Source organism: Bacteroides sp. AM41-16, assembly GCF_003603495.1.
Classification (GTDB): domain Bacteria; phylum Bacteroidota; class Bacteroidia; order Bacteroidales; family Bacteroidaceae; genus Bacteroides; species Bacteroides uniformis.
Genome location: NZ_QTNE01000027.1, coordinates 37,337 through 62,999 on the forward strand (window position 1 = coordinate 37,337; position 25,663 = coordinate 62,999).

The window sequence follows — 25,663 nt, forward strand, 5'->3', positions numbered from 1 at the left end:
TGATGAAAAGATTAAGTGGTCTGGTGCTGCTGTTGTGTTTGGCGAATTTCCTTTCTGCACAGGACATGCGTATGGATACTTATTGTAATCCTTTAAATATCGATTACACGTACATGATTTATAATTCGGATAAGAATATCTCCTACCGTTCTGGTGCCGATCCTGCCGTGGTGGAGTTTCGGGGTGAATATTATATGTTTGTTACCCGTTCACACGGTTATTGGCGTTCCAGGGATTTGCTGAACTGGGAGTTTGTACGTCCGGGCAGGAACTGGTATCCGCAAGGGTGTAATGCTCCGGCGGCACATAATTACAAAGATTCGGTACTTTATGTGACCGGTGATCCTTCCGGTTCCATGAGTATCCTTTATACGGATAATCCGGCTTCAGGAAACTGGGAAGCTGTTCCGGCAATTTTGCATAATCTGCAAGATCCCGATTTGTTTATTGACGATGACGGTAAAGCGTATATGTTCTGGGGTTCTTCCAATGTGTATCCTATCAGGGGAATGGAACTGGACAAGAACCGGCGTTTCATCAAGAAGGGAGAAACGAAAGAACTCTTCAATTTGGATATGCCTAAACATGGCTGGGAACGTTTCGGTGAAAACCATACGGATACTGTATTGGGCGGATATATTGAGGGGCCTTGGCTGACGAAGCATAATGGGAAATACTATATGCAATACGGTGCTCCGGGAACGGAATTCAATGTCTATGCCGATGGTGTTTATGTGGCCGATTATCCGATGGGGCCTTATACTTACCAAAAGCATAATCCGGTGTCCTACAAGCCGGGTGGTTATATGAACGGTGCCGGACATGGAAGTACCGTGCTTGGTCCTGGGGGGCAGTATTGGCATTTTGCTTCGATGTCACTCTCTATCAATGTGAATTGGGAACGTCGCCTTTGTATGTTTCCGGCAGGGTTTGATAAAGATGGCATTATGTATGTAGATACCCGTTTCGGAGACTATCCCCGTTATGCACCTGCCGTACCGGGCAAGGCTGGACAGTTCCGTGGCTGGATGTTGCTCTCGTATGGCAAGCCGGTGACGGCTTTTACTACAAAAGACGAATTTAAGGCAGATGCCCTAACGGATGAACTGACTAAAACTTTTTGGCTTGCCGAGGCTAATGACGAACGGCAGTGGGTGATGATTGATTTAGAGAAACCTGCTGATGTGTATGCTGTTCAGATAAACTATCACGATTATCAAAGTAATATGTACGGTCGCTACGAAGGACTCCATCACCGTTATCTCATCGAAGGTTCTCTTGATGGTGAGAATTGGGATATATTGGTGGACCGTAAGGAAAGTTATAGGGATACTCCGAATGATTATGTTGAACTGGCATTACCCAAGTCTGCCCGTTATATCCGTTATAAAAATATAGATATACCGACACCGAATCTGGCTATATCTGAACTTCGCGTCTTTGGATTGGGTACGGGGAAGGCACCGCAACAACCCAAAAAGTTGGTACTTGACCGCCAAGCAGACCGTCGTGACATCTCCATCCGTTGGGAGGCTGTGAAAGGTGCACAAGGTTACAACATACTTTGGGGCATTGCACCGGACAAACTTTACAGCTCTTGGATGGTCTATGATAAGACTGATTTATTGATGAAAACCCTTACTGCTGATCAGGATTATTATTTTTGTGTGGAGGCTTTCAATGAAAATGGTGTATCTTTACGTTCGGAAGTTAAACATGTAAAATAAATAATAAGATGAAACGTATAATCGGCATCCTTTGTGGATTATTCTTTTTCTTGTTTTCGTTTGCACAAGAAACCTTTCAAAAGGAAACTTATATCTCTTCCCGTGGAGATACATTGTTGTATCGTTTGTTGCGTCCAGAGGTGATGAAACCTGATGAAAAGTATCCTTTGGTGCTTTTCCTGCATGGTGCCGGAGAGCGTGGCAATGATAATGAGAAACAATTGGTTCATGGTGGGCAGATGTGGCTTAATCCTGTAAACCGCGAAAAGTATCCGGCGTTTATTTTGGCTCCGCAGTGTCCTGAAACCGGATATTGGGCATATACGGAGCGCCCTTCATCTTTTGCTCCGGCAGATATGCCGTTGGAAGTGCCTGTTTCTCCTATTTTCCGTACGTTGAAAGAGTTGTTGGATTTCTATCTGGCCATGCCGCAGATAGACAAAGACCGTATCTATGTTATGGGACTTTCTATGGGAGGAATGGGTACATTTGACATGGCTGTCCGCTATCCGGAGATTTTTGCGGCAGCAATACCTATTTGTGGAACAGTGAATCCGGCACGGTTGAAGGCTGGCAAATCGGTCAAGTTCCGTATTTTTCATGGAGATGCGGATAATGTAGTAACTCCTGAAGGATCGCGTGCAGCATATCGGGCCTTGAAAGCTATTGGTGCCGATGTGGAATATATTGAATTTCCTGGTTGTAATCATGGTAGTTGGAATCCGGCTTTCAACTATCCTGATTTTATGGAGTGGCTGTTTAATCAGAAGAAAAAATGATGAGAATATTGTCTGTTATCGGAGCGCTCTTTTTAGGGGGCGCTTTTTTAACTTCTTGCACCACTTCCGGTCGGGTAAGTACTTTTGTGGTATTGCCGGATACGCAGACTTATCTGGAGCAATGTCCGGAGGTCTTCGATTCGCAAGTGGACTGGTTGGTTGCCAACCGTAAGAAAATAGATGCCGTGTTCCAAGTGGGAGATTTGACACAAGATAATTCTCCGGTGGAATGGGCGTATATGCAGAAAGCTTTTTATCGTATCAGCCAAGCGGGAATACCTTATTCTGTCGTGTGGGGAAATCATGATATTGGCAGTAAGCCCGGCAAGTTTTCGGACGTGCATAACACTGCAATGGCCAACAAGTATTTTCCTCTTTCCGATTATATGCAGAAGAACTATTGGGGAGGCAGTGCGGATGGAAAGACATTGGATAACTATTACATAAATTTCAGGTCGGGCGATACCGATTGGATGGTCTTGAATCTGGAATTCGGACCTTCTGATGAGGCTCTGCAATGGGCCGATTCCATAGTGGGTATTCATCCGGATAAGCTTGTCATATTGAATACACACGCCTATTTGTATTGTGACAGTACGTTGCATGACGGGAAAGACTGGTGGCGTCCTCAAGGATATGGCATCGGCAAAGAGCTCGGGCGCACAGTGAACGATGGCGCTGGAATCTGGAAGAAATTGCTTCTCAGACATCGCAATGTGATAGCTGTCTTTTGTGGGCATGTCTTGAAAAGCGGAGTTGGCACGCTGGTCTCTATAGGGAAAGAGGGGAATAAAGTGTATCAGATGCTGGCAAACTATCAGCGTGGTGTGGAAGGCAGTAGATTGGGAGGTGAGGGCTACTTACGCATTGTAACTTTTAACCGGAAGACAAGGGAGATAGATGTGAAGACCTATTCGACTTGGAATAAAGCCTATCACCCCTCCGAACATCATAACTTTAAGTTCAGAGAGGTGGACTTTGATAAATATCTACGCTGAAATTTTTCAGAAAATAGATTCCTGTGTCTGTGTGGTCAGCAGTTCCAAAGCCTTGATGCCCATAACGGAATTCCCTTTCTGGTTCAGTCTTGGGCTCCATACTGCGACTGAATAACGCAGTGGATAAACTGCAGCTATGCCGCCTCCTACACCACTTTTTCCAGGAAGGCCTACTAGATAAGAGAACTCTCCGGCTTCGTCATAAAAACCACATGTTTGCATGATGGCATTGATCCTTTTTACCTGAGAGGAGGTCAGAGTGATGTTTTCGAACGCAAAGGCTTGTTTATGGTTGGCGAAAGGTAAAAATGCCTTAGACAAATCATAACAGCTCATCTCTATGGAGCATTGCAGGAAATAGAAGCGGAGTACGCGTTCTATGTCATTGTTTATGTTATGATGATATTTCAACAGATTGGTAATTGCCGCATTCAGGTAGCCGTTTTCGCGTTCGGATAGGGCTACTTCTTCATTATAATCAATCTGGTTGTTTCTGCTGAGTGAACGGACAAAACGGATATATTCCTCTTTTGGATGCTTTAAATGGCTCAATAGAATGTCGGTCATCACAATGGCGCCGGCATTGATAAATGGATTTCGGGGAATACCTTTTTCTACCTCTAGTTGCACTAGCGAGTTGAAAGCAGTGCCCGAGGGTTCTTTACCCACTCTTTTCCATAGATTGTCTCCTTCAAGGCTTAGGCACATGGCAAGGGAAAATACTTTCGAAATACTTTGTATGGAGAAGCCGGTAGTAGCTTCTCCATGCATGAAGGTTTCGCCTTGTATGGTGTGAATGCACATTCCGAACTGGTCCGGATTGATTTTGGCGAGTGCCGGAATGTAATCAGCTTGCTTGCCAATAGTGGCATAAGGCTCTATTTCCTGATGAATACCTTTCAGTATTTTCTGATAATCCATATTATAGTTCTTTTATTTCTCTATATAGTCGCCATTGTCCCTAATGAGTTCTATCAGCTTTTCCACCGCCTCTTCTTCGGGAATGTTCTTTTCGATGCACTCCTTCTTCTTGTAGAGGCTGATTTTGCCTCGTCCGGCGCCTACATAGCCATAATCAGCATCGGCCATTTCTCCGGGACCGTTGACAATGCATCCCATGATTCCTATCTTGAGTCCTTTCAGATGGCCGGTGGCTGCCTTGATACGGGCAATGGTACTTTCCAGGTCGTAGAGGGTGCGTCCGCAGCCGGGACAAGAGATGTATTCGGTCTTGCTGGTACGTACACGTCCGGCTTGCAGGATACCGAAAGCAGTGGCATCCACTACTTTGCCGCTTATGGTTTCTCCCTGGTTGAAGAGAAGGATACCGTCACACAGACCGTCGAAGATGAGTGCTCCCATATCTGCAGCCGCTTTGATTTGCAGATTTTCCAGTTCGCTCTCTGCGTAGTGTTCAAAGAAGACTACCGGGTTCTTCAGGCCTTCCTTCATCATCTGGTGTGCCAGGGCGCGTTGCTCTCCCAACCGGTTGGGATGATTGCTTTGCGAAATCAATACGACTTCCGGATGATACTTCAGGCAGGCGATGGCTTCGTCATTCAGCCCCATATACGTGATGAAGAGGAATTTCAAGGAAGCGCCGCAGCTGCTTAGGAAAGGAAGCTGGTCTCCTTTAAAGGCAGGCCAGGCATTGTCCGGTTCCGTTCTGCCGTTACTGTGCTCCATCCAGACATCGGCATCGATGATGCATTGCATGCCTTCCGGAAGTTGTTCCGGGATGGAACGTCCCGTATAGATATAGTCCGGCATGAATTGCGGATTGAAGTCCATGTCCCCGTCTAAGCGTGCGGCAATGACCACGGGCAGATTGTCTCCGCCGATATTGTGTACGGCGGCAGTCTCGCGGCGGGTGGGAGAGAGATAATTGAATTCCGGCACATCTGCTCCGGGGATATAAGGATGGTCGTGGCGCTGCACGATATAGTCCACCAATTTGCGGGCTACGGGGATTTCCGCCTCCGGAGCTTCGCTCAGGGAAACCCGGATGGTGTCACCCAAGCCGTCTGCCAGCAGGGCGCCGATGCCCAAGGCCGATTTGATGCGTCCGTCTTCTCCGTCTCCGGCTTCCGTTACACCGAGATGCAGCGGGAATCGCATACCTTCCTGCTCCATGACGGCTGCCAGCAAGCGTACTGTCTTTACCATGACCACTGTATTGGATGCCTTGATGGAAATGACCACATCCGTGAAATTCTCTTGCACGCAGATGCGCAGAAACTCCATACAAGATTCCACCATGCCTTCCGGTGTATCGCCATAGCGCGACATGATGCGGTCGGACAATGAACCGTGGTTCACGCCGATGCGGATGGCAGTATGGTTCTCCTTGCAGATATTAAGGAAGGGGACAAAGCGGTCGTGTATCTTCTGCAACTCCTGGGCATATTCCTCATCGGTATACTCCAGATGCTTGAAAGTACGTGCTGCATCCACATAGTTTCCCGGATTGATGCGTACTTTTTCTACATACTGTGCCGCCACGTCCGCTACCTTCGGATTGAAGTGAATGTCGGCCACAAGCGGCACCATATATCCGTCCTGACGTAGGCCTATGTTGATATTCATCAGGTTTTCAGCCTCTTTGATGCCTTGGGCCGTGAGGCGTACATACTCTCCTCCGGCATCGACAATACGTTTGGCTTGCGCTACACTGGCTTCTGTGTCCTGCGTAGCGGTGTTCGTCATACTTTGTATGCGGATAGGATTGGAGCCGCCCATAGGGGTGGCTCCGATGTTTACTTCTGACGTTTCCCGTCGGGAATAGTTAAATAGATCCACGATGATATTTACAGTTAAAGGATTAAAAGATTTACGATTGGATGATTTACGATGTACGATTGAAATTACTTCTTGGTATCTTCAATCGTACATCGTAAATCATCCAATCGTAAATCAATTGGTTTTGTATTCGTACTTCACATCCTTCAAGTCCTCATTTGCCTTGACTATTTTCTTTTTCAGCCCTTCTTTGTAGGTGGCAAATGTTTCGGCCAATGAGGAATCGCCCAATGCCAGCATTTGTACGGCAAGGATGGCAGCGTTCATGGCACCATTAATGGCAACGGTGGCTACCGGTATGCCCGGAGGCATCTGGATGATGGAGTAAAGGGCGTCTACGCCATCGAGTACGGACCCTTTTACGGGAACCCCGATTACCGGCAGTGTGGTATTGGCAGCAATGACGCCGGGCAGGGCGGCAGCCATACCGGCAGCGGCAATAATCACTTTAATGCCGCGTTGGCGGGCATTCTTGGCAAATTCCTCCACTGCTTCCGGTGTGCGGTGAGCAGAGAGAGCGTTCATTTCGAACGGTACATGCAGGTCATTGAGCAATTGTGCGGCCTTCTCCATAACGGGGAGGTCGGAAGTGCTGCCCATGATGATGCTAACGATTGGAGACATGAATCTTTAAATTATTAAAAGGTTAATTTTATAAGGGTTAGGGATTAACGATTAGGGGTTAGGGACTGCGCTATCATTCCGTCCGGTGCTAATCGCTAACCCCTAATCCTTTCATTTCATTCGTTTATCAGCGCTTTGTAGGCTTCGGCATCCAGCAGGCTGTCGAAGTCGGCATCAGCGGCGGGTTTGATTTTGATGAGCCAGCCTTCGCCGTATGGGTCCTGGTTTACCAGTTCCGGCTGGTCGGCAAGGGCTTCGTTTTGCTCCAGAATCTCACCGGTTACGGGCAGGAAGAGGTCTGATATGGTTTTTACTACTTCGATGGTACCGAACACTTCGTCGGCAGCCAATGTTTCACCTTCGGTCGGGATGTCGACAAACACAATGTCACCCAGTTGCTCTTGTGCATAATCGGTAATACCTACATAGGCTACATCACCTTCCAGGCGAATCCATTCGTGTTCTTTGGTGTACTTTACATTAGTCGGGAAATTCATGATCATTAGTTTTTAAGGGTTGATACTATGTAAATTAAAAGTTGAAAATTAAAAATTAAACAAGGCTCTTAAAAGAGGAAGATTCGGAACAGTATGTTGCTCAGCGGGTGGAGTACCAGCAACGAGCAGATAAGCCCTACGGCAAAGCCTCCCATAACTTCGCCCAGTGTGTGGTGTCGCAGGATGATGCGGGCGGTGCCCAGCACGCCAGCCACCAGTATAAAGAGGCATAGCCACCATACGGGATTGTAGCTGAACAAGGCGCTGAAAGCTACCAGTCCACCAATTACGGCTCCGGCGCCTGCCATGTGTTCGCTCAGTTTCCATTTTAAGTTGACAATGACGCAGATTATCATCACTACCAGGGCGGAGAGTATGATACCGGTCATATACCACGGGATATTGAGCCGGTGCATCATGAGCAGGCAGAATACATAGGAAGTGATGGTCAGAATAAAGGGAATGTATCTCCTTTTTCGTTCCACCAGTTCTTCCGGACTGAAACCGTTGATTTTGCGGAAGATGAAGATAGTCAGTGTAGGCATCAGGATGGTGAAGCAATACACCACGCCCAATACTATCAACTTGTACTGCAACGGCATGATGCGCAGGTACGAGAATATAAACAGAACCAGAAATGCCAGGAAAGGGATGGAGAACGGTGTGAATACCGCCGAAATCACTTTCGCTGTTCTGATTAAAGTTTTATCTGCTATAATATGCTCTTCCACAACCTAATTTTATTTACGATTTGACTATTTACAATTTACTATTTGAATGCACTAATCTTTAAACCTTAATCCCTAATCGCTCATCCTTTTCTCTCATCTTCTCAGTCTTGCCACGGGGATATTCATCTGTTGGCGATACTTTGCCACCGTGCGGCGGGCTATGGGATAGCCTTTCTCCTTCAGCAGCTCGGTCAGTTCGTCATCGGTCAGAGGCTTTTTCTTGTCCTCGTTGTCAATGCACTCTTTGAGTATCTTGCGTATTTCGCGTACAGACATCTCTTCGCCGTCTTCGGTTGTGTAGCCGTCGTTGAAGAAGAATTTCAGCGGGTAGATGCCGTAGTTGGTCTGTACATACTTGCTGTTGCTCACACGGGAGATGGTCGAGATGTCCAACCCGGTGCGTTCGGCAACATCTTTCAGAATCATGGGGCGGAGCAATGACTCGTCTCCTTCGAGGAAGAAAGGACGTTGCAGGTCTATGATGGCCTGCATGGTAGTCATCAGCGTATTCTGGCGTTGCTTCACGGCATCGATGAAACCTTGTGCGGCATCCATTTTTTGTTTGAGGAACATCATGGCTTCGCGGGATTCCTTAGACTGGTTGGCCCGGTTCTTGGTGTGTTCTTCCACCATCTCGGTGAAGTCGCGGCTCATGCGCAGTTCCGGCACGTTGCGGTTGTTCAGTGTCACGTTGATGGTACCGTCGTCATAAGTGTCTACCAGGAAGTCGGGCACAATCTGCTGCATGTTCTTGCCGATGGCTTCGCCGAGCGAGGCACCGGGACGGGGATTCAGCTTGCAGATTTCCTTAACGGCTTGTTGCAGGGTATCTTCGCTGATACCTAATTTCTGCATAATCTTGTCCCAATGCTTGCGGGTGAACTCTTCGTAGCACTGGGTAAGAATATCTTCTTCTATATAGTATTGTGGAGGCGAGGGCATGGGCCGTTGCGCTTCCTTACGTCGAATCTGGATGAGCAGGCACTCTTGTAGGGTGCGGGCGCCCAGACCGGCGGGGTCGAAGTCTTGTATAATCTTCAATACTTCTTCCAGCTCTTCGGGAGAAGCGTCGATACCGGCGTAGATGGCGAGTTCGTCGCTGATACTGTCCAGCGATTTGCGCAGCAGGCCATCGTCGTCCAGCGAGCCGATGAGATATTCGGCCAGTTCGCGCTGGTGCGGAGTCAAGTCCTGCTCGCCGAGCTGCTGGCGCAAGGTTTCATAGAAGGAGGTGGCGTCGGAGAAAGGAATTTCTTCTGCCTGCTCCCCTTTGCTGCGGTTGTTCTCCTGCAGCTTGTAGTCGGGGATATCGTCTTCGTTCAGATAATCGCTTAAAGAATCATAGCTAGTGTCTCCACCATCTTCTGAGCCGGTTTCCGCATCGGGTGTGTCGGGGTATTCATCGCCGGGAGTATCCTCCTTGCCCTCTTCCAGTGCCGGATTTTCCAGAAGTTCGGCACGTACGCGGTCCTCTAGTTCCACGGCGGGAAGTTCCAGCAGCTTTACCACCAGAATTTGTTGCGGCGACAGCGTTTGTATCTGCTGTTGCGCTTGGGTCTGTACTTGTCGGGAGCCTTGTGCCATATTTTTATAAATTATTCAATGCACTCATTGTGCATCTTCTTTCAGATATTTACCGCAAAAATAGTGAATAGTTCGATAACACGAAACCTCTCTGATGATATTTAACAAGAAAAGAGAAAACAAACTTTTGCCAATAGCTTGGCAAACTTTTGCCATGCCTATGGCAAGACTTTGCCAACGCGGTGGCAAAACTTTGCCAAAGGCTTGAAAAACGTTGGCAAAATAGTCTTCTGATTATGAACTATATAGATTAATCTCCTTTTTGTATTATCTTCTTTCAAAGATTATGGCTATCTTTGTCCTATAACTACTAAAACAAGGAATGTTATGTTTGCTAAAGAAACGTATGTGCAGCGCAGGGCCCAGCTGAAAAAAACGATAGGCTCCGGAGTGTTACTGTTTTTGGGTAACGATGAACAAGGTTTGAACTATGAGGACAATACTTTCCGTTACCGCCAGGATTCCACTTTTCTCTACTATTTTGGCTTGTCGTTTGCCGGGCTGTCAGCTCTCATCGACATAGATGAAGATAAAGAAATCATTTTTGGCGATGAGCTGACCATCGACCATATTGTCTGGATGGGTACCCAGCCCACCCTTCACGAAAAGGCTTCTGCTGTGGGAATTTCCGAAACCCGTCCTTTTGCCGACATCGTCGGTTATCTGCACAAGGCTGTACAGAAGGGACAGACCATCCATTATTTGCCCCCTTATCGTGCCGAGCATAAGTTGAAACTGATGGACTGGCTGGGTGTTCCTCCGGCACGTCAGGAAGGGTCTGTACCGTTTATCCGTGCGGTGGTGGCACAGCGCAACTACAAGTCGACAGAAGAAATAGCGGAAATAGAAAAGGCATGCGACGTGACTGCTGACATGCACATCACCGCAATGAAGGTGCTTCGTCCGGGCATGTACGAATACGAGGTTGTGGCCGAAATGAACCGTATCGCCGAGATGAACAACTGCGAGCTGTCTTTTGCCACGATTGCTACTGTCAACGGCCAGACCCTGCATAACCACTATCACGGCAACCGGGTGCAACCGGGAGACCTCTTCTTGATTGATGCCGGCGCCGAGCTGCCTTCGGGTTACTGTGGTGACATGTCGTCTACCGTGCCGGCGGACAAGACTTTTACTCCACGCCAGCGTGCCGTTTACGAAATCCAGAACGCCATGCATCTGGAGTCTGTTAAAGCGCTTCGCCCGGGCATTCCCTATATGAAGGTGTACGAGCTTTCCGCCCAAGTGATGGTGGAGGGGCTGAAAGAGCTGGGATTGATGAAGGGCAATGCCGAAGATGCCGTGCGCGAAGGGGCGCATGCCTTGTTTTATCCCCATGGACTGGGCCATATGATGGGGTTGGATGTGCACGATATGGAGAACCTGGGTGAGCTCTGGGTAGGCTATGACGGTCAGCCCAAGAGTACGCAGTTCGGCCGCAAGAGCCAGCGTCTTGCCATCCCTCTGGAACCGGGCTTTGTGCATACGGTTGAGCCGGGCATCTACTTCATCCCCGAGCTGATTGACTTATGGAAAGGAGAGAAGAAGTTCATGGACTTCATCAACTACGATAAGGTGGAAGAATACCGCAATTTCGGCGGCATCCGTAATGAGGAGGATTATCTGATTACCGAAACGGGAGCACGTCGCTTGGGCAAGAAAATTCCACTGACACCGGAAGAGGTGGAAGCGTTGCGTTGACAACCACATCCTTAATATACACAGAGAGCCGTTTGTCCCGATAATGCCGGTGGCAAGCGGCTCTCAAATTTAGGGGTCATACAGATTGTATTATGTATGGTTTATGCGTGCAGTTCCAGTACGAACCGTGCTCCCTTGTTGTAGCTGCTGTCTAGTGTCAAGCTGCCGTTCATCTTGGTGGCAATCAGTGAGCAGATGGGGAGTCCCAGGCCGTCGCCTTGCGTCAGGTCTTTCACTTCGGTGAAAGGCTTGAAGATGTTTTCGCGTTGCTCCTCGGGGATACCGCAACCGGTGTCGCTGATGATGAACTGGTGGGTGTGCGCACCACGTTTCTTGAAGTCCAGCCATATTTTTCCTCCAGCAGGGGTGTACTCGGCGGCGTTTTCCAACAAATGCAGCAAGACGCGTTCCAGTTGCTCAGGGTTGATTTTCACATTCAATTTGGGGGCATTCACGGTCAGGGTGACATCTTCTTGTGTCATTCCTTTGATTTTGTCCATGATGCCTTCACAGAAAGTGGAGATATTCTTCTCCTGCACTTCGTAGGGTTCGGACAAGGTGGTTTCCAATTCGGACAGTTCCTGGATATGGTTGGAGAATGCATGCAGGGCTTTTACGCCCGGCAGTGAGGCGTCGAGCGTGTCCAGTGTCGGTTCCATTTGGGCGGAAATGTTCTGGATAAATTTGGTTTTCAGCTCATTGTGCTCATTAGCAATGCTGATGGCCTTCTTCTGTTTACGGGTGAGGATGATGAAACGCAGCAATACGATGGCGCCGAATACCAGTGCGGCGGCAAGGATGGCGGCGAGTATGCAAAGCCCGATGATGATGTACTGCTTGGCGCTTAGGGAATCATCTTTCTCCTGGATAGTGGCCAGGCTTTCATCATATTTCTTCTTCAGGGCGTTCAGTTCCTCTTGGGCGGTAAGCGCCTTTACGGAGTCGGTCCATAGGATGTACTTGTCGTAGGTGCGTGCCACCAGTCCGGCATTGTTTGCTTTGCGGGCAATGCTGATAAGAGTCTTGTAGCATTCGTCTACTTTGGCGTAGTTCTTCTGTTCCTTATATTGCCCTATCAGGCGGTTGGTAGCCGCATCACCTTGTGTGTTCATGCCGAAGGTGTAGTAATAGTTGGCCTGCGTATAAAGCAGGTCGTTGCTCAGAGAGTCGTTGTGAGAGGCTTTGGCGGTCTCTTCCAGTTTGGTCAGCTGTTCCTTGGCGCGTGCGGGATTTTTCAGGTTGATGTACATCTGCAGGCGTTCCTTGTTGATGCGGAAACGTAGGTTGGGCATGGCCTTGCCCGTTTTCTGTTCGCCGGTTGCCACCACTTGCTCGGCACCGCGCAGCAGTTCAAAAGCTTCTTTATAGTAATTCTCCCGATGGTAGAGGGCGCTGGCATTGACGCCGCATTCCACTGCCTGGGCATACTTGTCTTGCGTGGCAAAGGCATTGTAGGCTTGCAGGAATAGATAGCGGGCTTTGATATATTCTTTTTTCGTAAGATTTTCTTGTGCTTGTTTCATCAATTCGTCTGCACGGTTTTGCGCATGGAGTTGAGTAAAGATGCAGAAAGTCGCTAAGAGAAGTATCGAAATAATTTTTTTCATGTGTACGTTTGTTTTATTTGCTCACAAAGTTAGAATAAAAACTTAGTATTTGAAGCTACTGCCTCCTAAAAATTCTCTCAATAAGGATGTCGGTGGAATTTCTTTGTCCTGCACGGGGGTGAAATATTTGATGAATTTCAGCAACCGGTAGGCTTCTGCGTATTCCGGACAGTTCCGTGGAACACTGGTAAGGATGGGCTCTGCGTGGCAGCGGAGCACGGCAAATTCGAACAAGAGGGCGGAGTTGAACATGACATCGGCATTTTCCTGGTAGGGGAATATCCATTTGTCCTCGCCGGCACGTACACTGGGCCAGCGTGAAATGGTCTCTTGTGCCGAGTAGCCGCGGTAGTTGAAGTCGCGGATGATGCGGCGCAGCAGGCGGTTGTCCGTGGTGGGAATCCAGTTGTGGTCGTCCAGCGAGATGGTGGTCAGGGCGGATACATAAATCTTGTATTTGCTGGCGGCGGGAATCTGTGGTGTCAGTTCAGGGTTCAGGGCATGGATTCCTTCCAGGATGAGGATGGTATGCTCGTCGATGCGAAGTTTGTCGCCCTTGTACTCTTTCTTCCCGAGGTTGAAGTTGAAGCGGGGCAGCTCCACTTCTTCGCCACGGAGCAATGCCTGCAGCTGGGTGTTGAAGAGTTCGAGGTCGAGGGCGTAGAGTGATTCGTAGTCGTAGTTTCCGTTTTCGTCGCGTGGGGTGTCTTCACGGTCTACGAAGTAGTTGTCCAGCGAGATGGGATAGGGACGCAGGCCGTTGGTCATCAACTGCACGCTGAGCCGCTTGCTGAAAGTCGTCTTTCCGGAGGACGATGGACCGGAGATGAGTACGAGCTTCACCCGGTTTCCGTTTTCGCCGCGGTGGTAGATGTCGTCAGCTATTTGGGCTATCTTTTTCTCCTGCAGGGCTTCGGCTACGTTGATGAGGTCGGTGGCATGGCCTGTCTCGCAAGCCAGGTTGAAGTCGCCCACGTTACTCAGCCCCATGATGTAGTTCCAGCGCAGGTGTTCCTTGAATACGTCGAGCATCTTCTCCTGCTTCACCACTTCTTCCAGTACATTCGGGTTCTCCTTGTTGGGGATACGCAGCAGCAGGCCGTCGTAATACTTCACGATGTCGAACAGCCAGATGAACCCGGTACTGGGCAGCAGGTTGCCGTAGTAGTAGTCTACGGTGTCGCCCAATGTGTAATAATAGGTATATAGCGAGCCGGAGGTTTCCAGCAGCTTAACCTTGTCGTTCATGCCCCGTTCGCTAAAGATACGCACAGCCTCGGTGGTGTGGCATTCTACACGATGGTAGGGGATGTTTTCGGCGATGATTTCCTGCATCCGTTTCTTGATGGCGGTCACATCTTCCAGCTCTATGGAACGGCCGATGCGCAAGTTACAGAAGTAACCTTTGGATACCGGATGCTCTACGAACAGTTTTCCTTCCGGAAACAGCTCGCTGACAGCTTTGTAAAGAATGAAGCAGAGGGAACGGACATAGGTGCGCATACCTGAGGAGTCACGTATGTCGAGAAACTCTACATCCTTATTGTTGTATACACGGAAATTCAGTCCTTCGGAACGGTTGTTGACCTTTGCACTGACTACCTGATAGGGGAAATTTAGATTAAAACCGTAATAAATATCCAAAAGTGAGCTCCCTATAGGGAATTCTTTAGAAATATTATTATTTTTGCAACAAATTTGTAACATGTGTTTCATGATGTCTCGTTTTTAGTGGGTTGACACGTTAAATATAGGACATTATAACACGTGAAGGAATGAAACACCTTAAATAATTAAAGATGGAATATTCTTTTTATGATTTTTTAAAGCTACTCGGCTCATTGGCACTGTTTCTTTACGGAATGAAGATTATGAGTGAGGGGCTTCAAAAATTTGCCGGTGACAGACTGCGGAAAATATTGACCGCAATGACAACCAACAGAGTGACCGGTGTGTTGACGGGCGTGCTGATTACAGCACTTGTACAATCTTCCTCTGCAACCACGGTGATGGTTGTAAGTTTTGTCAATGCGGGGTTGTTAACGCTTTCACAGTCCATAGGTGTCATAATGGGTGCTAATATCGGTACGACTGTTACGGCATGGATTATTTCAGCTTTAGGTTTCAAGGTGGACATTGCCGCCTTTGCTCTTCCTCTTCTTGCTTTCGGCATTCCTCTCCTCTTCTCTCAAAAAAGTAACCGCAAGTCTGTCGGTGAATTTATTTTCGGTTTCTCATTCTTGTTCATGGGGCTTTCCTATTTGAAAAACAATGCTCCTGACTTGAGCCAAAATCCTGATATGCTGTCATTTGTGCAGGACTATACCGACATGGGCTTTATCTCCATACTCCTTTTTGTGGGTATCGGTACGGTGTTGACCATGATTGTGCAGGCATCTGCGGCAACTATGGCCATTACGCTTATTATGTGCGCCAACGGCTGGATTAGTTTCGAATTGGGGGCAGCACTGGTTTTGGGAGAGAATATCGGTACAACCATCACGGCAAACCTTGCGGCGCTGACCGGTAATACGCAGGCGAGGAGGGCTGCTTTGGCTCATTTGGTATTCAATGTGTTTGGTGTGATATGGGTGTTGTGTCTTTTCACCCCCTTTACCGAGGCTGTGTCATGGTTCGTAGAGAACGTGATGGGTACTAAAGATCCGGCTGTGGCCGTATCCTTCAAGCTTTCGGCATTCCATACTTGCTTCAATATCTGCAACGTGCTGATATTGATATGGTTCGTGAAGTTTATCGAACGTACGGTCTGTGCCATTATTCCAATGAAGGAGCAGGACGAGGAATATCGCTTGCGTTTTATCTCGGGCGGTATGCTTTCTACGGCAGAGCTGTCCATCCTGCAGGCAAGCAAGGAAATACATCTCTTTGCCGAACGTACCCGCCGTATGTTCGGAATGGTGCAGGACTTGCTGCATACGGAGAAGGATGATGATTTCAACAAAGTGTTCAGCCGTGTGGAGAAGTACGAGAATATCAGTGACAGCATGGAGCTGGAGATTGCCAATTATCTGAATCAAGTGTCCGAAGGGCGCCTGAGTTCGGAAAGTAAGTTGCAAATACGTGCCATGCTGCGTGAAGTGACGGAGATAGAGAGCATCGGCGACAGCTGCTATAACCTGGCACGTACCATCAACCGCAAGCGCCAGACCAATCAGGATTTCACCGAGAAGCAGTACGAGCATATCCATTTCATGATGAAGCTGACGGATGATGCCCTGGAGCAGATGATTGTCGTGGTGGAACATCCGGAGCATGCAGGCGCGGATGTGAACAAGTCCTTTAATTTGGAGAACGAAATCAATAATTACCGCAATCAGCTGAAGAACCAGAATATCTTGGATGTGAACAACAAGGAATATGATTACCAGATGGGTGTTTACTATATGGACATCATTGCGGAATGTGAAAAGCTGGGCGACTATGTGGTGAATGTAGTGGAAGCCAGCAGCGATATAAAAGAAAAGAAAGCGTCTTAGGACGCTTTCTCAAATTCTTCTTTGCCTACTCCACACAAGGGGCAAACCCAATCTTCGGGAAGGTCTTCGAAAGATGTTCCCGGTTCTATTCCATTTTCAGGGTCGCCCAATTCAGGGTCATAGACATAATCGCATACAGTGCAAATGTACTTTTCCATAAATTTCTTTTTTAGGTTTATTCTTCTATAATAACGTTTAAAAGCCCTTTTTGTTTTATTGTTGAACAAAATAGTCTATTTCTGTTTCTTATTAAAACAACATTTTATGAAAATGGCCGACAAGCTGTTCTGGGCGATTATGCGGGATGCCATAGAAAATGCCGACTGTTCCAAATCGGTGTTTCTGGCGAATATGAGCCATGAAGTCCGTACTCCGTTGAACGTAATTGTCGGATTCTCGGAATTGCTGGCCTCTGCATCGACGGGCGAGGAGGAGATACTGTTACTGGAAATTGTGCAAAGTTATTTCTACGTAAAAGACACGGGAACCGGTATTCCTTAGGAGAAGTTGCCACATGTTTTTGAACGTTTCGTCAAGCTGAAGCAGGGAAAGGAAGGTACCGGACTGGGGCTCTCCATTTGCCAGACTATTGTCCGCAAATTGAGGGAGGCGAAATAGGCGTGGAATCGGAAGAGGGGGCAGGTTCGACTTTCTGGTTCACATTGCCGTGGGAGCTTGCAACCGGACCGAAACTGGTAAGGGAAAAAGAGAATCGATGACAGTCAATTAATCACTAATCATTATATAGGTATTGTTTTCCCGGATTATTATTGTATTTTTGCGTTCCAAAATTAAACCTAAAGACTTGCATGGCTGCAATAAAGGATGATTATTATCATGTCGGGCTGACCGACGAACAAGTGCGGAAGAGCCGCGAGGAACATGGAGTAAATTTATTGACGCCTCCTAAACGGCCTTCCTTATGGAAATTGTATCTGGAGAAGTTTGAGGACCCCGTAGTAAGGGTATTGCTGGTTGCCGCTCTGTTTTCTTTGATTATTTCCATTGTAGAGAATGAATATGCCGAGACTATCGGCATTATAGTAGCCATTTTGCTGGCTACCGGTATCGGTTTCTTCTTTGAGTATGATGCCGGTAAGAAGTTTGACCTGCTGAACGCAGTGAACGAAGAAACTTTGGTGAAAGTAATTCGTAACGGACATGTGCAGGAGATTCCCCGTAAAGATGTAGTGGTGGGTGATATCGTGGTGCTGGAAACCGGTGAAGAGGTTCCGGCGGACGGTGAATTGCTGGAAGCCATTTCCCTGCAAGTGAACGAATCGAATCTGACCGGTGAGCCGGTAGTGACGAAAACTACCGTAGAAGCCGACTTTGACGAAGAGGCTACGTATGCTTCCAACCGCATTTTACGCGGTACAACGGTGGTGGACGGACATGGCACCATGCGTGTGGAGGCTGTGGGCGATGCTACGGAAATCGGTAAAGTGGCACGTCAAAGTACCGAACAGAATACGGAACCTACTCCGCTGAATATCCAGCTGACCAAATTGGCCAATCTGATTGGAAAGATTGGCTTTTCCGTAGCGGGTCTGGCTTTTCTCATTTTTTTTGTAAAGGATGTGGTACTGGTCTATGACTTTTCTTCATTTCATACCTTCCGTGATTGGCTGCCGGCTTTGCAGGCTACTTTGCAATACTTTATGATGGCGGTTACCCTGATTGTGGTGGCTGTGCCCGAAGGCTTGCCGATGAGCGTGACACTCAGTCTGGCGTTGAATATGCGCCGCATGCTCTCCACCAACAACCTGGTGCGCAAGATGCATGCATGCGAGACGATGGGAGCCATTACAGTGATTTGTACCGACAAGACCGGTACATTGACCCAAAATCTGATGCAGGTGCATGAACCCAATTTCTATGGTTTGAAGAATAACGGGCAGCTGGGGAATGATGACCTCAGCAAGCTGGTAATGGAAGGTATCAGTGCTAACTCCACTGCTTTTCTGGAAGAAGAGGTGACTGGCGAGAAGCCGAAAGGGGTGGGTAACCCCACGGAGGTGGCACTGCTGCTTTGGCTGAACAGCCAAGGATGCGACTATCTGGCGCTGCGTGAGAAAGCTACGGTTATCGACCAGCTGACTTTCTCTACGGAAAGGAAATTCATGGCTACCCTGGTGCAATCCCCCCTGATTGGGAAGAAGGTGCTGTATGTGAAGGGAGCTCCCGAGATTGTTTTGGGTAAATGCAAGGATGTCATGTTGGACGGCAAGCGTGTGGATGCGGTGGAATACCGTTCTACAGTGGAGGCTCAGTTGCTCAACTACCAGAATATGGCTATGCGTACACTTGGCTTTGCATTCAAGATTGTGGATGATGCGGAAGCGTCTGATTGTGTGTCATTGGTTGCTGAAAATGACTTGTCGTTCCTCGGTGTGGTTGCCATCAGTGACCCTATCCGTCCGGATGTGCCTGCGGCCGTTGCCAAATGCCAGTCGGCAGGTATCGGAGTGAAGATTGTGACGGGAGATACACCGGGTACGGCTACCGAGATAGCACGCCAGATTGGTCTGTGGAAACCGGAGAATACGGAAAAGAACCGCATTACGGGAGCTGCATTTGCCGAATTGACGGATGAGGAGGCATTGGACCGTGTGATGGACTTGAAGATAATGTCGCGTGCACGCCCCACAGACAAACAGCGTCTGGTGCAACTGTTGCAGCAGAAAGGTGCGGTAGTGGCTGTGACGGGTGACGGCACGAATGATGCTCCTGCGTTGAACCATGCGCAAGTGGGACTTTCGATGGGTACCGGGACTTCCGTTGCCAAGGAGGCCAGCGACATCACGTTGCTGGATGACTCCTTCAACAGTATAGGTACGGCCGTGATGTGGGGACGTTCTCTATATAAGAATATACAGCGTTTCATTGTTTTTCAACTGACTATCAATTTTGTGGCTTTGTTTATCGTTCTTCTGGGCTCACTGGTGGGTACGACGCTTCCTTTGACCGTCACGCAGATGTTGTGGGTGAACCTGATTATGGATACGTTTGCGGCCCTGGCCCTGGCGTCCATTCCACCCAGTGAGAGCGTGATGAAGGAAAAGCCGCGTAAGAGTACGGATTTCATTATAACCAAGTCCATGAGGTATTACATTCTGGGAATGGGGACTGCCTTCCTGGTGTTACTTATGGGAATGCTCTTCTGGTTTAACAGTGAGGAGGGAGGGATGACTACCTATCGGCTGACTGTGTTCTTCACATTCTTTGTTATGCTTCAGTTCTGGAACTTGTTCAATGCGCGTGTGTTCGGCACTTCGGACTCGGCGTTCAAGGGCATTTCCAAATCTTATGGCATGGAGCTGATTATACTTGCCATTTTGGGCGGACAGATACTGATTGTACAGTTTGGTGGAGCTGTATTCCGCACAGTGCCGCTCGATTTTATGACTTGGATGACGATTGTCGTTTCTACTTCGTTTGTTTTGTGGATAGGTGAACTGGTTCGCCTTATCCGACGTTTAACACAGAAATAGTGATGAAAAGAAGAGGAATCAAGAACCTTATTATTGATTTTGGCGGAGTTCTGATTGATTTGGACCGCCAGCGCTGTTTGGAGAATTTCAGAAAGCTGGGATTGCCGGACGTGGAAGTCATGTTGGACCTCTATCACCAGCAGGATTTCTTCCAGAAATATGAAAAAGGGTTGATTACCAGTGCGGAGTTCCGGGAAGTGATTCGTGGAAAGATAGGGAAACCGGTGACTGATGCCCAGATAGATGACGCCTGGAACAGTTTCCTAGTGAGTATTCCTACTTTTAAATTGGATTTACTGTTGGAACTGCGCAAAAAATATGTGGTCTATCTGCTGAGCAACACCAATGAAATCCATTGGCAATGGTCGTGTCTGCACGCGTTTCGCTACAAGGCTTTCCGTGCGGAGGACTTTTTTGAGCATATCTATCTCTCTTATGAGATGAAGATGGCAAAACCGGATGCCGATATATTTCAGAAAGTACTGGATGAGACCGGTATTCTTCCCAACGAGACTCTTTTCATTGACGATTCTGAGGCCAATTGCCGGACAGCGGAGGCGTTGGGTATTTCTACCTATACGCCAAAGGCCCACGAGGATTGGAGACATGCAGTTGTTTTGTGAAACATCGGACATTGGTTCCCGTCCAAGTGTAGCCACTATCGGTTTCTTTGACGGAGTACATCGGGGACACCGCTACCTGATAGAGCAAGTGTGTGCGGTAGCTGCCGGGCGTGGGCTTGCTTCGTCGGTCGTGACTTTTCCGGTACATCCGCGTAAAGTGATGCAGGCCGATTATCATCCGAAGTTATTGACCACTTGTGATGAGAAAGTTTCCCTGCTTGCCAAGACTGGGGTGGATTATTGCATGATGCTTGATTTTACTCCTGAAATAGCCCGGCTTTCGGCACGGGAATTCATGTCCATACTGAAGGATCGCTATCAGATACAAGCTTTGGTAGTGGGGTACGACCATCGTTTCGGGCATAACCGCAGCGAGGGTTTTGAAGACTATGTGCACTATGGTCGCGAATTGGGTATGGAGGTGCTTCTTGCGCGCGCGTATTCTTATAGTAAGGAGACATCGGTAACGGAGGTTACTGTCAGCTCCTCGGCTATTCGAGGTCTGTTGCAGGAGGGAAACGTTTCGGAAGCTGCCGAGTATCTGGGATATGATTTCTTTTTGGACGGTACGGTTGTCGGCGGCTATCAAGTGGGGCGTAAAATAGGTTTTCCTACGGCTAATCTCCGTGTTTCCGATTCTGACAAGCTGATTCCCTGCGATGGTGTGTATGCCGTCCGTGTCTGTGTTGAAGGCAAGGAGTACGGCGGTATGCTAAGCATTGGCTACCGACCTACGTTGGAGAACGGCCCCGATCGCAGTATTGAGGTCCATATATTCCGGTTTGATGCTGACATTTATCAGCAGCCGATGCGTCTTTCCTTTGTGCGCCGCACCCGTCCTGAACTGAAATTCGACAGTATAGAAGAACTTATTGCCCAGCTTCACCGTGACGAGGTGGAGATTAAATCCATTCTTTCTTTATAAACATAAGGCGATAAGGTCATTTATCTCCTTGCAGTTCTATGTATTTTCCCGTTTGAAGTGTTTGTTTTCTGTGTATTTATCGTAAAACGCGTTTTTTTTATTGTTTTTCGATAAATATTTTCTGTTTTTCTTTGTCATATCAAAAAAAGGTCTTTTATTTGCATATCGAAAAACGATAAATGATTATCGAAAAACAAAATAAAGAACTAATAAAACAATAACGGTATGAAAACTTTAGTAATGACAACAATCTTTGTAGTGACAGTAGTGATAAATGCTTTTGGTGGTAATATCCAGGAAAACTTTGCCTATAATGAAGTGATGAACGGAAATCAGGTGGAGTCCCAGATTGTATATAAAGTAGAGAACGGTAAGTTTCTGCAGAACCATTTGAAATACAATTTCATCTATGATGCCCAAGGGCGTACGATACAGAAGGAAGCGTTGAAATGGAACGAGATTGAGCAGGCGTTTGAACGCTTCTATTGCTTGAACTACAATTATACGGAAGCCGGTACGGATGTGGAATATGCCTTGTGGGACAACAAGACGCATGCCTACTCCGATGTGAAAGAAAAAGCAGTTTATCTGCAGGCGGGAGATGACATCAACTACTTGAGTTACAAATGGAGTAAGAAGGACAACGACTGGAATCTGTTGGTGGAACATGCCACTGCAGAGGAAGACGTATTGCTCCTGGCAGTGAAATAAATGAAGAACAAATATAGAAATGAGGGAGGGGCTTAGGTTATGAGAAGAGCATTTATGAGTATTACACTATTGGTATTGTCACTTTCTACAGTGATGGTGCTGCTGATGGGACTTGTTGCCACAGCTTGACGGATTGACAGAGAAAATGTGTATCTTTGCGAACTTTTAGACGAATAGAACAATGAAAACGGCAATAAAACTAGTATTGATTTACTTTTTGATGCAGCTTATAGGAGCACTGTTTGCAGGACCTTTCTGTCTGCTGTATACGTATTTCGCTTATGGAACTTTCGACATGGACAAGGCTGGTCAGATTGCTGTGGCGCCTACCATGCTGCTGGGCTTTGTTTTCATGGGACTGTACTTGTGGCGCAAGAACTACCTGACGGGAGACAAGCATCTGTATTCTCCGGTGTCAGTCCCTTATCTGGCATGGAGCCTGCTTGCCGGAATGACTTCCATATGTATAATAGGTCTTCTGATGTCCGAACTTACTTTTTTGCCCAATTTGTTGGACCAGACATTTGATATACTGCAATCCGGTTGGCTGGGTATTCTCTGTATTTCTGTTTTGGGACCCGTACTGGAAGAACTGCTTTTCCGTGGTGCCATTACCAAGGAGCTGCTTCGCAGATATAGCCCGGCAAAGGCTATCTTGTTTTCCGGGTTGATATTCGGTATCTTTCATCTGAATCCGGTTCAGATAATAGGTGCTTGCCTCATCGGTTTCTTGCTTGCCTGGCTTTATTATAAGACACGGAGTCTTATGGCATGTATTCTGATACATATCATGAATAACGGCTTGTCTGTCTATCTGAGCCTGAAACATCCTGAAATGGAGGATGTGACACATCTGCTGAGTAACCCGTATGTACTGGTTTGGGCAGTGGTTTTCATATTGTTGCTTCTACTCTCCTTGAAACAACTGAATAAATATAATATATCTGATACTAATACAACAACTGAATTATGAAAAGAAGATTGAACATTCTCTGCCTGGTGGTAATGCTTGTACTGAGTTACTCGGTATTGGAGCAGGGGTACTATATCTTTCTGGGAGCCAAGATGGGGGCGCAGACCGGACTGGAGCTGGGAAAGAAAGGGAGTGACATTGCTGCCTACAAGGAACTGATGAACCTGAAGGTTGTCAACCTGATACCTTCTTCCATGGAGTCGTTTGATTTCTTCAGGGATTCCGTCTACAATGAGAAAAGCAGGAGTTATGTGCCTGCAGCCTACTCTTCGTTGATGGTCAGCGTAGATTCTCATGATTCTGTCGGGAAAGTGGTGGCAAAGTATTTGCTGATATATCTGCATTTGGGCTTTTCCCTTTGGGCGGTAGTATTGTTTATCCGCTTGATAATCTCTATCAACAAGTCCGACATCTTCAACTGGCGGAATGTACGTCGGCTGCGTCGATTGGGAATGGCACTGGTTGTCAGCTTCTGCTGTACCTTTGCGTCATCATATCTTGATTTTATAGGTATCGATACCGTATTCTCGCTGCATGGTTACGAGCTGAGCCTCTCAGAATTGGTGAGCACTACCACGCTGGTACTTGGGCTTTGTTCGCTGATTGTAGGTGAAGTGTTTGCCATTGGATTGAAAATGAAGGAAGAGCAGGATTTGACGATTTAATAATAAGAAGAACGGACAGAGATATGAATAAAATCAGAGTATGTGCCTTCCTGGCTTTGGTAGTGTTTATTGGTAGTGTTGTAACGGATATGTTTAGTGGATTTATGGACGGCTGGAATGAGGCGGGCGACCAGAAGGATTTTCATGCCTTACCCTCTGTGTCACTTTTGGTGCGGGCAGATGATACGCTGCCTGCCGATACTTTGATTAGTGCGGCACAGGATACGCCCATGTATTGCAATACAAGTGAGGTATCGGTGCAAGGTTTCCGTAGTACGAAGTGGCGGTGGGTATCGTTCTTGCTGTTTCCTGCGGGACTGTTTGCGCTTTACGGGTTCTATAGTGTGGCGCGGCTGGTGCTTACTGCCACGAAAGGCGAGGTGTTTGTGCACAAGAATGTGCGTCGGATGCGCATCTTTGTCTATGCGCTGATTTCGGTGAGTCTTTTATTCGAGTTGCAGCAATGGGGCATCTATCATGACTTGGCTTCTCAAGTGCGGCTGGAGGGATACGAGGTGTTGCCTTATTCTTTCAAGTATGCTTGGTTCAATTATATGCTGTTGGCATTGTTCACCGAGATATTCGCCATCGGCGTGAAGATAAAGGAAGAGCAGGATTTAACGGTTTAATGTGGGGGGGAGGATTATGAAAAAGATAAGTATATTGGGTATCCTGGCTATATTGGTCATTGTTGCAGAGTTTACCTATGCGATGATAGCGGGCTGGGTGGATATGAAGAATAGTTTTCTTGAGGGTTACAATAGTGTAAATGTGCATTCGGGAACTCCACAGCCGGAGTATTCCGGTTTATTTGATAAGGTATATGTGGATGTAAGACCTTTGGAAACGACAGCAGTCGATTCCTTGACGAATCGTTTTGCCGATAAGTCAGTACCTTATCAGGTAAAGAGAATAGGCACTGTGATTGTCCCCACTGTCTGGAGTTCCATAGTGAACTTCTTTGCCATGTTTGCCATCATTCCTTTCTTTGTAGGAATCTATTGTCTGATACGTTTGCTGGTATCCATCTCAAAGCGGGAAGTGTTTACTTCGGATAATGTAGCCCGGTTGCGTTTCTTTACTTATTCGTTTGCTGCATTGTACGGCTTGATGACTTTGCACGATTGGCTGAATCATCTTGAAGCAGTGAAGCAAGTGGCTCTGCTGGGCTATGAAGTGGTTGCATCGCATGATACGGATTTCACATCCCTGGTTATTATAATTCTTTTCACCGAGATATTTGCCGCCGGGGTGAAGATAAAGGAAGAACAGGACTTAACTATTTAGGTGTGAGTGGGAAAAGAATAATTGATAAATAGAACACAATTATATGATTATAGTAAACCTTGACATAATGATGGCCCGAAGAAAGATATCTTTGGGCGAACTGGCGGAGAAGATTGATATTACGCCTGCCAATCTCTCTATTCTCAAAACCGGAAAGGCTAAGGCCATCCGTTTCTCTACACTGGAAGCAATCTGTAAGGAACTTGATTGCCAGCCGGGGGATATACTGGAGTTTAAGGAGGGATAAATAGGGAGAAGAAGGCGCAAGTAGAGGTTGAAATGCTTACCGCCTTAAGAAACTCCGTTTACGTACTACAGTAAACACCTTTACATACTACAGTAAACGCCTTTACATACTATGGTAAACGTCGTTACTTCATAATGTAAAAGCCGTTATGTCTTTTCCTGATTTAGCTAGACGCTTTTTCTTTTTATAACCGA

The 25,663-nt window shown here is 47.4% G+C and carries 23 protein-coding genes and 1 pseudogene; 15 read left to right on the forward strand and 9 right to left on the reverse strand.

All coding sequences use genetic code 11. The features are described 5' to 3' along the window. Positions 1 to 2 precede the first annotated feature (2 nt). From DW896_RS19230 to DW896_RS19240, 3 genes are read left to right on the forward strand one after another with little or no spacing between them, the layout of a single operon-like run. On the forward strand, positions 3 to 1,727 hold the full coding sequence (locus DW896_RS19230) for a family 43 glycosylhydrolase (protein ID WP_117652683.1): 1,725 nt from the start codon (positions 3 to 5) through the stop codon (positions 1,725 to 1,727). Between the two features lie 8 nt (positions 1,728 to 1,735). Beyond that, a complete protein-coding gene (locus DW896_RS19235; RefSeq protein ID WP_005834487.1) occupies positions 1,736 to 2,506 on the forward strand; it encodes a prolyl oligopeptidase family serine peptidase in 771 nt (256 codons plus the stop codon). After that, entirely contained in the window at positions 2,503 to 3,504 is a 1,002-nt protein-coding gene (locus DW896_RS19240; RefSeq protein WP_117652675.1) for a metallophosphoesterase, read from the forward strand. Before DW896_RS19235 ends, DW896_RS19240 begins: the two co-directional genes overlap by 4 nt. Before the next feature lie 6 nt (positions 3,505 to 3,510). Here the strand turns inward: DW896_RS19240 and DW896_RS19245 are convergent, their stop codons facing one another. The 6 genes from DW896_RS19245 to rpoN all read right to left on the reverse strand — a co-directional run bounded on the left by DW896_RS19245 (position 3,511) and on the right by rpoN (position 9,739). Then, positions 3,511 to 4,425, reverse strand: a complete 915-nt coding sequence (locus tag DW896_RS19245; RefSeq protein ID WP_005834492.1) for a glutaminase — start codon at positions 4,423 to 4,425, stop codon at positions 3,511 to 3,513. 12 nt (positions 4,426 to 4,437) lie between these two features. Beyond that, positions 4,438 to 6,303, reverse strand: coding sequence for a 4-hydroxy-3-methylbut-2-en-1-yl diphosphate synthase (locus DW896_RS19250; protein WP_119993715.1), 1,866 nt, complete (start codon positions 6,301 to 6,303; stop codon positions 4,438 to 4,440). 114 nt (positions 6,304 to 6,417) lie between these two features. Then, complete coding sequence (purE, locus tag DW896_RS19255; protein ID WP_009037672.1) at positions 6,418 to 6,927, reverse strand: 5-(carboxyamino)imidazole ribonucleotide mutase; 510 nt, start codon at positions 6,925 to 6,927, stop codon at positions 6,418 to 6,420. A gap of 116 nt (positions 6,928 to 7,043) precedes the next feature. Then, the gene (gene gcvH, locus DW896_RS19260; protein ID WP_005834498.1) at positions 7,044 to 7,424 is read right to left on the reverse strand and encodes a glycine cleavage system protein GcvH; all 381 of its coding nucleotides are present in this window, start codon (positions 7,422 to 7,424) and stop codon (positions 7,044 to 7,046) included. A 68-nt stretch (positions 7,425 to 7,492) separates the two neighbouring features. Then, the gene (locus tag DW896_RS19265) at positions 7,493 to 8,155 is read right to left on the reverse strand and encodes a membrane protein (RefSeq protein ID WP_005830565.1); all 663 of its coding nucleotides are present in this window, start codon (positions 8,153 to 8,155) and stop codon (positions 7,493 to 7,495) included. A gap of 93 nt (positions 8,156 to 8,248) precedes the next feature. Continuing rightward, on the reverse strand, positions 8,249 to 9,739 hold the full coding sequence (gene rpoN / locus DW896_RS19270) for an RNA polymerase factor sigma-54 (protein ID WP_005830563.1): 1,491 nt from the start codon (positions 9,737 to 9,739) through the stop codon (positions 8,249 to 8,251). A 327-nt stretch (positions 9,740 to 10,066) separates the two neighbouring features. Between rpoN and DW896_RS19275 the strand changes: the two genes are divergently transcribed. Beyond that, on the forward strand, positions 10,067 to 11,440 hold the full coding sequence (locus DW896_RS19275) for an aminopeptidase P family protein (RefSeq protein ID WP_117652677.1): 1,374 nt from the start codon (positions 10,067 to 10,069) through the stop codon (positions 11,438 to 11,440). A 101-nt stretch (positions 11,441 to 11,541) separates the two neighbouring features. On the opposite strand, the gene DW896_RS19280 is transcribed toward DW896_RS19275, so the two are convergent. Further along, positions 11,542 to 13,047, reverse strand: a complete 1,506-nt coding sequence (locus DW896_RS19280) for a HAMP domain-containing sensor histidine kinase (RefSeq protein ID WP_005830555.1) — start codon at positions 13,045 to 13,047, stop codon at positions 11,542 to 11,544. 42 nt (positions 13,048 to 13,089) lie between these two features. Next, on the reverse strand, positions 13,090 to 14,763 hold the full coding sequence (locus tag DW896_RS19285; RefSeq protein ID WP_005834505.1) for a nucleoside kinase: 1,674 nt from the start codon (positions 14,761 to 14,763) through the stop codon (positions 13,090 to 13,092). 83 nt (positions 14,764 to 14,846) lie between these two features. On the opposite strand from DW896_RS19285, the gene DW896_RS19290 reads away from it, so the two are divergent. Then, the gene (locus DW896_RS19290) at positions 14,847 to 16,544 is read left to right on the forward strand and encodes a Na/Pi cotransporter family protein (protein ID WP_005834507.1); all 1,698 of its coding nucleotides are present in this window, start codon (positions 14,847 to 14,849) and stop codon (positions 16,542 to 16,544) included. Here DW896_RS19290 and rd read toward each other — a convergent pair. After that, positions 16,541 to 16,702, reverse strand: a complete 162-nt coding sequence (gene rd / locus DW896_RS19295; protein WP_005830549.1) for a rubredoxin — start codon at positions 16,700 to 16,702, stop codon at positions 16,541 to 16,543. The genes DW896_RS19290 and rd overlap by 4 nt on opposite strands. 142 nt (positions 16,703 to 16,844) lie before the next feature. Here rd and DW896_RS21840 point away from each other — a divergent pair. The 10 genes and pseudogenes from DW896_RS21840 to DW896_RS19345 form a co-directional block, all read left to right on the forward strand. Beyond that, positions 16,845 to 17,263: pseudogene (locus DW896_RS21840) on the forward strand (sensor histidine kinase); the annotation flags it as partial. 90 nt (positions 17,264 to 17,353) lie between these two features. After that, positions 17,354 to 20,038, forward strand: a complete 2,685-nt coding sequence (locus DW896_RS19305) for a calcium-translocating P-type ATPase, PMCA-type (RefSeq protein WP_057281407.1) — start codon at positions 17,354 to 17,356, stop codon at positions 20,036 to 20,038. A 2-nt stretch (positions 20,039 to 20,040) separates the two neighbouring features. Beyond that, complete coding sequence (locus DW896_RS19310; RefSeq protein ID WP_005830542.1) at positions 20,041 to 20,661, forward strand: HAD family phosphatase; 621 nt, start codon at positions 20,041 to 20,043, stop codon at positions 20,659 to 20,661. Beyond that, a complete protein-coding gene (locus tag DW896_RS19315) occupies positions 20,645 to 21,586 on the forward strand; it encodes a bifunctional riboflavin kinase/FAD synthetase (RefSeq protein WP_057281406.1) in 942 nt (313 codons plus the stop codon). The genes DW896_RS19310 and DW896_RS19315 overlap by 17 nt, the downstream gene beginning before the upstream one ends. A 225-nt stretch (positions 21,587 to 21,811) precedes the next feature. After that, a complete protein-coding gene (locus tag DW896_RS19320) occupies positions 21,812 to 22,297 on the forward strand; it encodes a DUF3836 domain-containing protein (RefSeq protein WP_016272428.1) in 486 nt (161 codons plus the stop codon). Between the two features lie 181 nt (positions 22,298 to 22,478). Beyond that, a complete protein-coding gene (locus tag DW896_RS19325; RefSeq protein ID WP_117879157.1) occupies positions 22,479 to 23,270 on the forward strand; it encodes a CPBP family intramembrane glutamic endopeptidase in 792 nt (263 codons plus the stop codon). After that, positions 23,267 to 23,935: a DUF2975 domain-containing protein gene (locus DW896_RS19330; RefSeq protein ID WP_005830532.1), complete on the forward strand. Its 669-nt coding sequence runs from the start codon at positions 23,267 to 23,269 to the stop codon at positions 23,933 to 23,935. Before DW896_RS19325 ends, DW896_RS19330 begins: the two co-directional genes overlap by 4 nt. Positions 23,936 to 23,958: 23 nt before the next feature. After that, positions 23,959 to 24,564, forward strand: a complete 606-nt coding sequence (locus DW896_RS19335) for a DUF2975 domain-containing protein (RefSeq protein ID WP_005830530.1) — start codon at positions 23,959 to 23,961, stop codon at positions 24,562 to 24,564. A 16-nt stretch (positions 24,565 to 24,580) separates the two neighbouring features. After that, complete coding sequence (locus DW896_RS19340; protein WP_005830526.1) at positions 24,581 to 25,222, forward strand: DUF2975 domain-containing protein; 642 nt, start codon at positions 24,581 to 24,583, stop codon at positions 25,220 to 25,222. Positions 25,223 to 25,265: 43 nt separating this feature from the next. Next, positions 25,266 to 25,469 carry a helix-turn-helix transcriptional regulator gene (locus tag DW896_RS19345; RefSeq protein ID WP_005830522.1) on the forward strand — a complete coding sequence of 68 codons (204 nt, stop codon included), beginning with the start codon at positions 25,266 to 25,268 and terminating at the stop codon, positions 25,467 to 25,469. Positions 25,470 to 25,663: the final 194 nt, after the last annotated feature.